14 protein-coding genes and 1 tRNA gene are annotated in these 13494 nt (G+C 36.9%); 11 read left to right on the forward strand and 4 right to left on the reverse strand.

Annotated features, from left to right (window positions below):
* Positions 1-10: 10 nt before the first annotated feature.
* Entirely contained in the window at positions 11-1003 is a 993-nt protein-coding gene (locus tag LBD46_06435) for a magnesium transporter CorA family protein (protein ID MDR2426794.1), read from the reverse strand.
* A 4-nt stretch (positions 1004-1007) separates the two neighbouring features.
* Entirely contained in the window at positions 1008-1301 is a 294-nt protein-coding gene (gatC, locus tag LBD46_06440; GenBank protein MDR2426795.1) for an Asp-tRNA(Asn)/Glu-tRNA(Gln) amidotransferase subunit GatC, read from the reverse strand.
* A 132-nt stretch (positions 1302-1433) separates the two neighbouring features.
* On the opposite strand from gatC, the gene LBD46_06445 reads away from it, so the two are divergent.
* The 11 genes from LBD46_06445 to LBD46_06495 all read left to right on the forward strand — a co-directional run bounded on the left by LBD46_06445 (position 1434) and on the right by LBD46_06495 (position 12350).
* Positions 1434-2885 (forward strand): transglycosylase SLT domain-containing protein, encoded by a 1452-nt coding sequence (locus LBD46_06445; GenBank protein MDR2426796.1) that lies wholly within the window; start codon positions 1434-1436, stop codon positions 2883-2885.
* Between the two features lie 427 nt (positions 2886-3312).
* Positions 3313-4629 carry a heme anaerobic degradation radical SAM methyltransferase ChuW/HutW gene (gene hutW / locus LBD46_06450; protein MDR2426797.1) on the forward strand — a complete coding sequence of 439 codons (1317 nt, stop codon included), beginning with the start codon at positions 3313-3315 and terminating at the stop codon, positions 4627-4629.
* Between the two features lies 1 nt (position 4630).
* The gene (locus LBD46_06455; protein MDR2426798.1) at positions 4631-5137 is read left to right on the forward strand and encodes a flavodoxin family protein; all 507 of its coding nucleotides are present in this window, start codon (positions 4631-4633) and stop codon (positions 5135-5137) included.
* A gap of 3 nt (positions 5138-5140) precedes the next feature.
* Positions 5141-5806 (forward strand): MotA/TolQ/ExbB proton channel family protein, encoded by a 666-nt coding sequence (locus LBD46_06460; GenBank protein ID MDR2426799.1) that lies wholly within the window; start codon positions 5141-5143, stop codon positions 5804-5806.
* Complete coding sequence (locus tag LBD46_06465) at positions 5796-6200, forward strand: biopolymer transporter ExbD (protein ID MDR2426800.1); 405 nt, start codon at positions 5796-5798, stop codon at positions 6198-6200. The genes LBD46_06460 and LBD46_06465 overlap by 11 nt, the downstream gene beginning before the upstream one ends.
* A gap of 1 nt (position 6201) precedes the next feature.
* Entirely contained in the window at positions 6202-6816 is a 615-nt protein-coding gene (locus LBD46_06470) for an energy transducer TonB (protein ID MDR2426801.1), read from the forward strand.
* Between the two features lie 18 nt (positions 6817-6834).
* Positions 6835-7641 carry a ChaN family lipoprotein gene (locus LBD46_06475; GenBank protein ID MDR2426802.1) on the forward strand — a complete coding sequence of 269 codons (807 nt, stop codon included), beginning with the start codon at positions 6835-6837 and terminating at the stop codon, positions 7639-7641.
* Positions 7638-9320 carry an ABC transporter ATP-binding protein/permease gene (locus tag LBD46_06480; GenBank protein MDR2426803.1) on the forward strand — a complete coding sequence of 561 codons (1683 nt, stop codon included), beginning with the start codon at positions 7638-7640 and terminating at the stop codon, positions 9318-9320. The genes LBD46_06475 and LBD46_06480 overlap by 4 nt, the downstream gene beginning before the upstream one ends.
* Before the next feature lie 198 nt (positions 9321-9518).
* Positions 9519-11534 carry a TonB-dependent receptor gene (locus tag LBD46_06485; GenBank protein MDR2426804.1) on the forward strand — a complete coding sequence of 672 codons (2016 nt, stop codon included), beginning with the start codon at positions 9519-9521 and terminating at the stop codon, positions 11532-11534.
* 95 nt (positions 11535-11629) lie between these two features.
* A complete protein-coding gene (locus LBD46_06490; protein ID MDR2426805.1) occupies positions 11630-12106 on the forward strand; it encodes a hypothetical protein in 477 nt (158 codons plus the stop codon).
* Positions 12107-12263: 157 nt separating this feature from the next.
* Positions 12264-12350: transfer RNA gene (locus LBD46_06495), tRNA-Ser, on the forward strand.
* 63 nt (positions 12351-12413) lie between these two features.
* On the opposite strand, the gene LBD46_06500 is transcribed toward LBD46_06495, so the two are convergent.
* Positions 12414-12782 carry a hypothetical protein gene (locus tag LBD46_06500; protein MDR2426806.1) on the reverse strand — a complete coding sequence of 123 codons (369 nt, stop codon included), beginning with the start codon at positions 12780-12782 and terminating at the stop codon, positions 12414-12416.
* A 59-nt stretch (positions 12783-12841) separates the two neighbouring features.
* Entirely contained in the window at positions 12842-13387 is a 546-nt protein-coding gene (locus LBD46_06505) for a glucosaminidase domain-containing protein (protein ID MDR2426807.1), read from the reverse strand.
* Positions 13388-13494: the final 107 nt, after the last annotated feature.

The following is a 13494-nucleotide window of genomic DNA, read 5'->3' on the forward strand; positions in this document are numbered from 1 at the left end:
AATTATATCCTTAAAGCCATTTTTTCTTCTTAAAATATATCAACAAAACTATAATAGATACCAGCATTATGCCCACCGCAAAAAACCATGATCCTTTTTCTCCGAATATTAAATATTCTGGAAATGTGACATTCATGCCAAAATATCCCGATATAATAAGAACAGGAAGAAGAAGCGTCGCTATAATCGTAAGGAGTTTTATCACTTCGTTAAGTTTTACTGTTACGCTTGACATATAAACTTCTAGAAGCCCGCTTATCATTTGGCTTCGTATTACTATGGATTGATTAATTCTTGCACACTGAAAGAAAATATCTCTGAAATATGCGATATATTCTTTTGAAATTATGCTATTATTTGCACGAGTAAAATAAACATACGCCATCTGCTGCGATTCGGCTATTTTTCTTATGGCAAGAATAACTTTTTTAATGTTTAAAATCTCTTCCATATGTTTTTGCTGCGGATCTTCAAGAATAGAATCTTCAAGAGAATCCATTTTATCATCTATTTTTTCAAGCGTGAATTCATAACTTGAAACGACCTTGTTAAAAATATTGTACATAAGGTTGGCAAGGCTTTTAAGTTCTATTTGAGGTCTGGCTTTCGCTTTTTCGTAAATCGTTTCTATAAAGAAAAGTTCTTCGCTATGAACGGTTACGACAAAACCTTTGCCAGTGAAAATGTTCAACTCGTAAATACTTTCGTCAAACTCCTGAATATAATTGGGTTTAAGCTGTATGCCGTGAACGGCTCCGAAAACATAATTTTCAAACTCTTCCATTTTCGGATAATACTGAGGGAAAAGACAATCTTCCAAAGACAGTTCGTGAAATTTAAAAGATTCTGTAAGCAGAGCTGTTTCTTCATGGCTTAAATCGTGATTTTCCAAAATAATGTCCACCCATATAAGTCTTGGGTTTTTATTAAAAATTTTGGCTATCGCGGCTGCATCATTTTCAGTATGAAAGTCGCCGTTAAAAGTGTAAATTGCTTTAATCATTTGATTATTCCGCCTCGATAACCTTTTGCACTTTATAAAATGTTCCTTCTCTTTTGGGAGCGGCATTGAGCATTTGTTCGATTGTTTCTTTAGGACAGGGCTTTACAACGTCTTCTCTCCAAACGTTTCTAAGCGAAGTTACATGAGTGGTAGGTTTTAAATCCGAAATATCGGGCTGTTGAAGAATTTCAACGAATTCCAGCATCTTATTCAAATCTTTAAGATACTTTTCTTTCTCTTCTTCTTTTACTTCGATTCTTGCCAAAAAAGCCGTTGTTTCAAGTTCTTCTTTCAACATAAAAATACCTCTTAAAACATATTAAAGCATATAAAAATAATAATGCGAAATTATACAAAAAACGTTAGAACGCTTGCAACTACAACTTTTTGATTTTACAAAAATTTTTTTATTTATGTATAATATAAAATCATGAAATATAACAAAAAGATATTGTTTTTGTCAATTTTTATCTTTTTTACAGTACAACTTTCTTATTCTGCGGGAAAAACCAATATCCCCATTCTCCCTGAGAAAGCCAATAAAAGTGACATAACCGAAAAAGAAATCAATTACCCGATTGAGTTTACTATTCCTTTAATGCAGGAAGAGGAAAGCGATCCCGTAATCAATCTTGTTGTGAGTGCAATTTCCTCCGCGGCGGAAAGCAATGAAACCAAAGGCGCAGTTTTAGAAACTGAAGCTCTCTACAGAAGAGCTGTAGCCGCTTTTAAAAACGGAAAATCCGAAGATGTAAAGAAATATTTCAGTTTGTTTATGAAGAAATTGGAAACAGCGCAGATAGATCCTGGCATTTATTTTTTCTTGTTTGATGATTTTGACAACATTATCACAAAACTCAAAAGAATTTATACTATAGATATGCCGTCTCCCGTGCTTGAATCCGAAAAATATTCCATACCGATGGAATGCAAAGATAACTCTCTAGTCGAAAAATACATAGGGCTTTATTCTACCGACAAACCTAAAGAAAGGATAAAAGCTGCTATTGAAAGAAGCGGCGCTTATAGGGAAATAGTATTGAAAGCTCTTCAGGATTTCAATCTGCCGCAAGAACTCATATATCTGCCGGTTGTCGAAAGTCTATATAATAATAGAGTGGTGTCCAAAGCGGGTGCAGTAGGAATTTGGCAGATTATGGCTCACAGAGGAAGAGGTTTAAATCTTAAAATAAATTATTGGATAGATGAAAGGAGAGATCCAGAAAAAGCTACCAGAGCAGCATGCTTATATTTAAAAGAGTTATACTTAATGCTTAACGACTGGCATCTTGTTCTTGCCAGCTATAACAGAGGCGAATATGGACTTTTAAGAGATATGAAATTTTCAAACGCTTCAAATATTACTGAAATGACGGACAGAAATGCTATTCCCAAAGAAACGCAACAATATGTTCCGCAGTTTATAGCAGTAGTTACATTAGCCAATAACCCTGAAAAATATGGTTTTGACAACATAAAATTTCATGAACCTTTAAAATACGATAAAATAAAAACAGACCGCGTTATAGATTTAAAAATTGCCGCACAGTGCGCTGAAACGACGCTTGAGGAAATAAAAATGCTAAATCCTGCTTTAAATGCATGGTGCACTCCTCAGGGATATCCGGGCTTTGAACTCAAAATACCTTATGGAACAAAAGCTAAATTCCTTGAAAATATAGCTAAAATAAAAGATTTAAATCCATCTCCTGGATTTATAAAACATAAAGTCAAAAAAGGTGAATACATAGAAAAAATAGCTTTAGAATATAAAACTACTCCAAAAGAAATCTTCAAAGACAATCAAGGACTTTCAAAGAAAAAATATCTACAGATAGGCCAAATAATAGTCATACGGCCTGGAAGAAATTATTTTAAATGATTTGATTTTTATGGCAACTGCAGCTACAGTTGACTGCTCCATTGTGGCTTTGCCCATTACCTTGTTTCCATCTTTTACATATTGCTTTCCAACATTTATCCTTTTTAAAGGCTCTTATTAAAATTGCATAACTAAACGCATAATTACAAATAATCCTTTGCCTTTTTTCTATTTTTCAGTTTTCAACACACCATTTAAATGCTTTTTATCTCGCTTCCCAATTTTTACATGCCTATGCCAAATATATTATAAGCTCAGACATATGGCTATAAGTGCATTTTTTAATTTTACTCAAATCTCAATATTTTAGATTGACAAAAATTTTAATTTATGATACATATAGATTCTTAAAATTTTATTAGATTAGTATAAATCAATAAAAACAAATTCAAAATTCTATAATATTTGTAATTTATGGAGTTATTTTATGGTTTCTGCTTCAAACGTATATTTAGTTGATGTATCGAAAGATGTTTTGCGATATGCATACAAAGGCAGATTGATTGGAATGGCTTTGGCGCAAAGATCCGCCGTTGCTAAAGAAGAAATTTTTACAAAATATAAAGAACTTCTTCAAAATCCTTCAAGTGGAGCAGTAACATATATACATATTCCTTATTGTCAATATAGATGTTCTTTTTGCGGATTTGCAGGTTCAAAAGTTACAAAAGAAGAAGGCAGCAAATATGTAAATGCGCTTATTAAAGAAATCGAACTTGTTTCGCAATACGCTTATGTTAAAGAAACTCCAATGCAGGCGGTATATCTTGGAGGCGGGACGCCTTCGGCAATAGAGCCGCAATATTTGTCCCTCCTAATCGAAAGTTTTCATAAATATCTAAATTTAGCAAATGACTGTGAAATAACTATTGAAGGACGTATACATGATTTTGAAGGTACCCGCGGAAAAGATATTATACAAGCTGGCTTTAACCGTTTATCCATAGGTGTACAGAGTTTTAACACTAAAATAAGAAAAAGTTTGGGACGTGTTTCCGAAAGTAAAAAAGTACTGGAAATTCTTGCAAACCTTGCTTCATATAACAGAGCTGCAATAATTATAGACCTTATATACGGATTGCCCGCACAAAGCGTGGAAATGTTTCTGGAAGATTTAAAAATTGCAGAACTTGCCGGAGTTGACGGGCTTGACACGTACCAGTTAAATGTTTTTGAAAATAGTCCGCTTAAAAAATCCATTTTGGCTGGTTCAATGCCAGATGCTGCAAAAATCAGTGATCAGGGTGAATTTTATAAATCGGCTTATGAATATCTGACGAAAAATCATTGGCATCAGCTTAGCTTAAATCATTACGGCAAAACTTCCAGAGAAAGAAATATTTACAATCCATGGGTAAAAAGAAAAGCAGGGTGTCTCGGCATAGGTGCAGGCGCAGGAGGTTCTATAAATGGATGGAGCTATTACAGAATGCCAGCAGCGCAAAGATATATTGAAAATATAAATATTGGAATTTTTTCTCCGGACAGTCTCAGCACGCCAAACTCACATTTAGCACTTTCAAATAAAATTACCGAGCAGATGGAGAAAGGATATTTGAATACGGAAGAAATATTTGCGATAAACGCGGATTTTAAAGCAAAGCTTGCGCCATATTTAGAAAATTGGCTGCAAGCAAAACTTGTGGAATTTGACGGAAAATATATGAATCTTACTACGGCCGGAAAATTTTGGGGCGTTAATCTTACCCGTGCTGTAACAGATATTCTTACTGGGGAAAAATAAAATGCACATTTTAATCGTTTATTCGTCTCTTACGGGCAATACGAAAATGATTGCCGAATCAATTTACGGAAAAGTTTCATCAAAAAATGAACACAAGTCCGACATCTTTCCAGTGGAAACTGCTCCATCGGCGGACAATTATGACCTTATTTTTTCAGGCTTTTGGGCAGACAAAGGCGGCGCTGACATTAAAACAAAACAATATCTGGAAAAAATTCATAATAAAAAGGTCGCATTATTTTTTACTTTGGGCGCATATCCCGACAGCGAACATGCAGAAAATATTTTTGTAAGAGCAAAAAATATTCTTGCGGCAAACAACTCGGTTTTGGGACATTTTAAATGCATGGGAAAAATCGACCCGAAAATACTCGAACTTTCTACAAAAGCCCATGGCGTTATAACACCTGAAAGAGCGGCAAGAATAGAAGAAGCAAAAAAACATCCGAACGCAGACGATTGCGTAAATGCGGGATTTTTCGCCGAAAATATTTTAAAGAAGGTATAGTTTATGATAGAAAATATATACGCTAAAATAGGAGCGGCGGGAATTGCTCTTGTTATCATCGGAGTAATATGTGTCTACCTTGCAGCAAAAAATATAATTTATTTGTGCATAGTAGGCCGCGATTTACACAGAATAATTCATGAAATAAATGCAAAACCGCAGGATAGAGATGCCATTATTGAAGCAAATCTGGCAAATCCATTAATTTGCATTCTTAACGATATAATTAAAACCCACGCAGACCATTCCGATGATATCAAATCTGAAGCGGCTTTTTTGTTCAATCATTATTTCAGCCGTCCGATAAGAGACATAACGCTGATTAAAATCGTGGCGGCAATTTCGCCTCTGCTTGGACTTCTCGGAACGCTTTTGGGTCTTTTGGGTGTTTTCGGCAGGCTTTCAACTTCTGCCTCTATGGCGACAAGCACCGTTCTTGCCGCTGGGATATGGGAAGCGATTTACACTACGGTCATGGGGCTAAGTCTTGCCATTCCCGCATTAATTGTTTATCACGTGCTTTCCATTTATATGCGTTCGTTCAATCTAGAAATAATTGAGTACGGACATCGCTTTTTGGGAAATTCGCATTACTGTTTGAGCAGATACCGTTATAAAAAACGGGATTTATCCTGTAAAAAAATTGCAGAAGCGAAAAATGAAATTTAATTTTGATTTTGACGATATTGGCGACGGAACAATAGACCTTACATCTTTAATAGACGTAATGTTTTTGCTGCTGATTTTTTTCATACTTGCCGCAACATTTACGTCACCAAGCATTGACGTAATGCTGGCTAAAGCAAATAGTGCAGAAACGGTTTCAAACCAGGTCGAGCGCGTAACTTTTAGCATAGATGCCTACGGTGGCATATATCACGATAAACAGCTGATAGATAAAGAAGAAATACCCATAATACTTTCTGGAAAACTGTCCGATACTTCCATAGTGTTTAATGTTGACAAAAATGCTCCGTTCAACGCTTTTATCGGATTAATGGACCAAGTTAAATTACTGGGATACAGCAAATTCTTAATAAATGCCGAGCTTGAGGAAAAATAAAATGCATTTATCACAATATGAAACCATTTCAAATACCGGCGGAGTTTTTACAGTAATCGCATTACTTCTATTTTCAATGGTTGTTTTGCAGGGAGAAAAACCCATAGTATTAAGCGGTACGGGCACCACTGTTTCTATGTCGATAGAATATGCGCAGGAATTAACTTTGAACAGCGAAACCACTAAAGAACAGGAAGACGTTAAAGAAGAAGTTATTTCGCAAAAAGCGTACAAAGATCTAACGGAAAACAGTGCAGTTGACAAGCAAACTCCACAAAAAAACGTACAAGAAAATCCAAATGACGCTGCACAAGAAGGTTTTGATTTATCTAAAAATGACGAATTTCTAAATTATTTTTTGCATCTGATACAATCATCTCTATATTATCCTAAAAATGCCAGAAAAGCCGGAATTTCTGGGATCGTTGAAATAAAAGTTGTCTTTTCCGCTTCCGGAGAAATAAAAAGCGCGTCAATATCCGGAAAAAATCATCATAAGATATTGGGCGAAGCCTCATTAAAAACTGTCGAACGCGTCAAAAGAGATTGGCAGCCCATCTTAAAACCACGAAGGGAACAATCCGTAATCATACCAGTGAGCTTTGAACTAAAATAAAAACAGGAGACGTAAATTATGAAGCACAAGCGCAATACATGGATAGAACCTTTTGAAGGTCGCGAGTTAGACAGGGCTAAATTTATGGAAGATATCTCAAAAAAGCAGGTTGTTCTTTTGGGAGAACGCCATGACATTGCTGAGATTCACCGCTGGCAGCTTCACACGGCAATTTATCTACACGCTTTTCGGCCGAAAATACTTATGGGGTTTGAAATGTTTCCAGTAAGACTTCAAAGCGTTCTTGACAACTGGGTTGCAGGAGAACTCGAAACGGACGAATTTCTTAGACTTTGTGAATGGGAAAAAGTGTGGGGTTTTCCTCCCGAAATATATCTCCCGCTTTTTCATTTCTGCCGACAGAACTGCGTACCTATGATTGCTCTTAACTGTTACAGAGAACTTGTAACCAGAGTCGGAAAAGAAGGTTGGACAGCAATTGCGGAAAACGAGCGCGACGGGCTTACGCCTTCGGCGCCACCTCTTGAAGAGTACAAAAAATATTTATCAAAAATTACTGGCAGAGAAGTGGAAGAACGTTTTATAAGAGCACAGCAGACATGGGACAGGGCATTTGCCTGCAATATAAAAAAAGCTTTAGATAAGTTTGGAGACGATTATCTTATGATAGGGATTATTGGGAAAGGGCATCTTGAATACGGGTATGGCACACCGTACCAGTTAAAGTCGCTTTCAGTAAACGACATTGCGATACTTCTTCCATCGGAAAAAGAAGAGTTCGAATTAAAAGAAATCGAAAATATTGCCGATGGAATTTACAGAATAGACAAAGTCGAAAAACCTGCAGAGAGAAATAAAAAATGAAAGTTGTACGAAGTATTTTCAGGCTTATCAAAATTTGTTTATCTACTACAGAAGGTAAAATCGGAATAATATTTTACGCGGCAGTTTTCGCTTTAAATATCGTAGGAATCAAAGTGTCGCTTGAACTTATAAACTGGAACAAACATTTTTATAACGCTTTGGAAAAATATGATACACAGGCGGCGTTTCATCAGGTAAAACTGTTTGCGTTGCTTGTGGCGATAAGTTCGCTTATTTATCTTGTTTCTCAATATCTTCAAAAACTTCTGCAGATCAGATGGCGGAAAGTTCTCACTGAAAAAGCGCTTAACATGTGGCTTAAAGATAAAAACTATTGGTATTTAAGCTCGTCCGACAAATCTGAACTGGACAATCCCGACCAGCGTATAGCCGAAGACTGCAAAACGTTTATAGAACATCTTACCGGTACTACACAGGAATTGTTAAACAGGTGCATAGGGCTTGTAACATATACGGTAGTTTTATGGAATATCGCTTCTTATGCTCTTTCTTTTACTCTGTTCGGTATGCATATAACGATTCCGCATTATATGGTGTGGGCTGCTCCAATTTATGTCGCAATATCGTCAATAGTAACGCATCTTTTAGGTGTGCCGCTTATAAAAATCAATGTGGAACAAAAACGGCGCGAAGCCGATTTTCGTTTTTCGCTTACGCGTTTTAGAGAATCTAAAGAAGCAGTGGCGCTGCAATCCGGAGAAAAAGTCGAAAGAGAAATAATGGACGAACGGTTTTTGAAAATAATCAAAAACTGGAGAAAGCTGATTAAAAGAGATTTTATTTTAGGCTGTTTTACCAGACCTTATATGGCGACAATTTTACGTATTCCGGTTTTTCTTGCACTTCCTGCATATCTGTTTGGAAAAGTGACTTTAGGTTCAATGATGCAGATGAGTTCCGCATTTCAAAACGTCGCAACAAGCCTTTCGTGGTTTATATTTTCTTATCGCGATTTGGCATCGCTTGCAGCTTCAAGCGTACGTTTTGATTCTTTTCTCAACGCCGCCGAAAGTTTTAAATACGATTACAAACAGCTTTCAAAACGCAGAAACGCTCTCGGAGTTAAAAGTTTAGCTTTATACTCGCCAGAAAACAAATTGCTTTTTTCCATAGATGATGCCAATATTTCCAAAGGAGATACGGTATTAGTAAAAGGTTGTTCTGGAAAAGGAAAATCCACGTTGTTTAAAACTTTTGCTGGTCTTCATCATAATTATACTGGAACAGTGACTGTTCCGGAGAACAAATCAATGTTTCTTCCACAAAAAGCGTACTTTCCGCTTGGAGGTCTAGCGCATGCGGTAAGTTATCCCAACAAACTTTCTGAAGATAAAATTCCCGAAATAAAAGAAATTTTGCAAAAAGTTAATTTTCCATACAAAGATGTGGAAAAAAGGCTTATGCAATACGATATGTCACAGCTTTCCGGAGGAGAACAGCAAAGGCTTGTAGTTGCAAGAATTCTTTTTAACAAGCCCGAATGGATATTTATGGATGAAAGCACAAACGCGCTAGATTATGAATCGGAAAAATTCTTAATCGAATTGATGCAGAACGAACTGCCTGATTCCACGTATGTAATAGTCTCGCATTCGGACGCCGTCAACGAATACGCAAAAAATTATTACCAACTAAATCTTGACGCGGTGCAGTGCTAAAGAGAAGATGGATAATGGCAAGGGAAGTCTAATGATGACGGATTCCGAAATAAATTCCGATAAATAAAGGTAAGTAAAAAATAAATTTGCGTAAAGAGAGGTGGCTTCATGATAAATATTTTTTTGGATAGATGAAAATGTGCAAAAGCACACAATGGACAGCTTTCAACTATATTAAATAATTAAAAGGAGAAGATTATGAAGAAAATTTTTGTTTTATTTATTGCAATTTTTATGAATGTAAATATTTATGCTCAAGACGGCACGCCTAGTGAAAACGGTTTGCAATCACAGGATGAGGTTATTGCCGAACCAGCCAAAACCGACAATGACATAAATTTAAGTTTGACCGGCGTTAATTCGCAGTCCGCACAGACTGATGCGGAAGGCGACGAAATCAAAAAAACAAAAGCGCTTGTCGTTACTGCTACAAGAACCGAACGCAGTCTTAAAGAAATCCCCATGACTGTAACCATAATAACGGCGGAAGACATCAAAAAAACTCCGGTTTCATCAGTAGCGGAACTTATCGCGAGAATTCCTGGCATAACTCTTGAAGACAACGGAGCGGCAGGAGTGTTAAAAGTAAAAATCAGAGGCGAAGCCAGCAAACGCACTTTGGTAATCATAGACGGTATCAGACAAAACGAACATGCACCCACTACCGGAGCGCTGCCCATAATGATTTCTCCATCGGATATTGAAAGGATAGAAGTAATAAAAGGACCTTCTTCCGTGCTTTACGGCTCAGACGCCATCGGAGGAGTCATAAATATCATAACAAAAAAAGGCGCTGACAAGCCTTTAAGCTTTACACAACGCGCAATTTTTGATTCGTCGTCAAAACGCTATGACTTTTTCTTAGGCTTTTCTGGAAGTTATCAGGGCTTTTTCTATAACGGCGGTTTTGATTCTGTAGTATCCGACCTTCGAGATACGCCTGAGGGGAAACTTGTAGGCACGGACTATAAAAGAGAAAACTATACAGGAAAATTAGGATACGCATGGGACAAAGGCGAAATTTCATTTGGCGTGCAGCGCCATGACAATGACATAAAATCACGCAGCGGCATGGGAAATCCTCCTTCTGTAGTTCAGATGGATTTCAAAAGACAGTCCTACGATGTTAATTTCGTGCTAAAGAACATTACCGATAACTTTGCAAAATTGACTTTAAGCGGCGCTCAGCAGGATATAAGAAGATATACGTCAAGCTTTCATAGAAAAACTGAAGGCATAACGATTACTCCTCAGACAGATTGGGTGTTTGGAAATCATTATGTAATCGTCGGAGGACAATATAACGATGACGATTTCGAAAACACGCAGCTTTCGACCAAAGTTAAAACAGACGCAGGACTCTGGGACGCGTCTTTATACTTGCAGGACGAATGGAATATAATCGAACCTTTGGTCGTTACTTTAGGCTTAAGACAGTCTTGGTATCATTCCAGCTCCGGCTCAAAAAGCAAAAATCTTGACAGACTCATCGGAAGTATAGGTGCGGTTTACGCTTTAAATGAAGAGATAAGCCTGCGTTCACAGTTTTCACAAGGTTTCAAAACTCCTTCCATATATGAGACGATGATGGGTTCGACTGCGCTTATTATAAATCCAGATTTAGAGCCAGAAGAATCAAATAATTTTGACATAGGAACGATTATAACTCTTGGAAAATTAAATTTGGACGCTTCAGTTTTTTATACAAAAGCTAAAAATTATATAGCGTGGAAACAAACGGGACCTATGACAATGCAGCCGCAAAACATAAACGAAGCCGAAACTTACGGCTTGGAATTGTACGCGGGATACGATATATGTTCGTTCACTCCTTATGTAAGCGCCGGATATTTAAATCGCACATATTGGAACGCTCCGGGAAGCGCGATATCTAAAACTAACAAGACCGGCTCGTCTCCTTTTCACGGTTCACTCGGAGTGCGCTGGCAATATACCATTGCTGGTTTTGTCTTATTTTCTGATATAAAAACGGTCTGGGCTGCGGAAGCGGAAACCGAATCTACCACGGGCGATATTACAAAAGATGATGGCTGGAATATTTACAATTTACAGTTAGGATTGCAGAAAAATGCTTATTTTGTCACTGTGGACATAAATAATATCGCGGATAAAAAATATATAAAAGCCGATTCGTCGCCAGACTTTTACGAACCCGGACTTCACGTCGTGTTAAGCTGCGGATTTAATTTTTAAACCAGAACAATAAGTTTAAAAACGTACGGTTCGTTTGCGGCATATTTTTCTCGCAAACGAACCGACATTTTATGGATTTTAAACGGAGAAACAAAATGCATGAATATTTAACAGATTTTTGCGAAAATAAAAAAACAATAAGAGCCATAAGTAAAGAGCATAACGTATCTGAACTTGACGTAATAAAAGTTTTAGAGACTGGCAAATATGTGCGACTGCTGGGAAAAGAGTTTGTAAAAAAGCTGATTGAAGAACTTCCTTCACTCGGAGAATTATTGATTCTCATAGAGCACGGCGGTTCAATTTTTGAAATCACGTCAATTTTTCTGCCCGTATGTGAATCTCACGGATACTATAATCTAGGACGTGCGGCTCTTTCAGGACATTTAAATACCGATAAAATAACAAATATTGGCGTAATATCGGAAAATTTGTTCGGCAGGCGTTCGTGCAGCTGGGTATTTCTCGGAGAAAACGGAGAACCTGTTTTTAAAGTATATCTAAAAAGAGACGAAAATAAAGAAATTTTAAAAGACCAATTATCAGTTTTCGAAAAATGGTTTAATTTTTAAACCTTTTGCCGTCGCCCAACCAATATTAACGACAAACAAAAATCCTCAACTGCGGTCCACAACAGAACCGTTATTGAATACAATTAAAAATAATTATATACTTTATAGGCTGCATAATTTTTAGCGGCATATTATGAGATAATTAACTCTTAACAAAGGAAGGATGGCCGAGCGGTTTAAGGCGCTAGTCTTGAAAACTAGTATAGGGGAAACTCTATCGGGGGTTCAAATCCCTCTCCTTCCGTGCTTCATTTTCAATCAGCGTCGGAGATTTTGAGAATTGAAACTTATTTCTCTTAATAGTCTCTTAGACACTGTTTTTTTTACAATATATTCTATGGTAAGCGACAAGTACATTTATAATTTCGTGCTGAAACGCTATGTTGCGGCCTAGCGGCATAAGCAAAACATGTAACGCTTCATGAAATGCCAGAGCTTCCAGCTCTTCAGTCTTTTCCTTTTTATTTTTGATATTTTTCAGCGGAAAAAAGCTAACCGTGCAGGTTCTCTGCTCAATATCACATAAAACTAAAGCGCCGCCATTTTCGGCACACTTTTTATCATCGGCTTTAGCGCAAATTCCTTTGTCCCTCAGTTCCCACCGTGCCAGATTAAAAAAGTTAAAAAAATAAATAAACTTATTCCAAAAGATTTTGTATTGCTGCTTTGGCGTCATTCGGATACCTGCCGTTAAAGTGATAGGCGATCACTCATTTTGCTTGATTTTTCAATCTTTTAAACCCGCCGTTTTAAAGCAATGTACAAATCCTCACACTTCTTTGCATAAATCGGGTCAGTGGCATACTTCAGCTTACCGTCAACAAGCCTTTTAAAATAATTTTGATAGTCCGTTCGAAAGCTAAAAGCCTCTGGATAATTATTTTTGATAAAATCAACATACCACTTCACCGCTTCTTCACTTGTCTCCCAGTCTCTAAAATTCTGCTTAATCGATATTTTCCACTTATCCTTATAAGTCAAAGACCTGTCAACTTTTTCAACAAGCCGACCATATTTCTTTTGGGTCCGCTCTACTGCTGCATTAAGGCTTTCTCCTTCAATTACTTGTTCATATTCTGTCGTTAATACCGTTTTTGATAATCCTGTCCAATTGCTTTTCGTAGGTGTTTTTATTCCCCAAAAGTTATTTAAACCGATAACTCTATCAAACCCGCCGCTCTCATGGTATGCATGCGTCAAAAGAATAAGCCAGTCAAAGCCTGTTGTTTCGGATATCGACTTGGCCGCCTCAAGATATTCCTTCATTCTTTTTTCGTTCATTTGCCCCCCTGTTTATATCATTAATCTTCATTTTTACTACTTTTTGATTGAATTTTGCTTTAAACTTGGTTATAATACTTTTGCAAAACAAATCAAGTATCCCAAGT

Source organism: Candidatus Endomicrobium procryptotermitis (assembly GCA_031279415.1).
Taxonomy (GTDB): domain Bacteria; phylum Elusimicrobiota; class Endomicrobiia; order Endomicrobiales; family Endomicrobiaceae; genus Endomicrobium_B; species Endomicrobium_B procryptotermitis.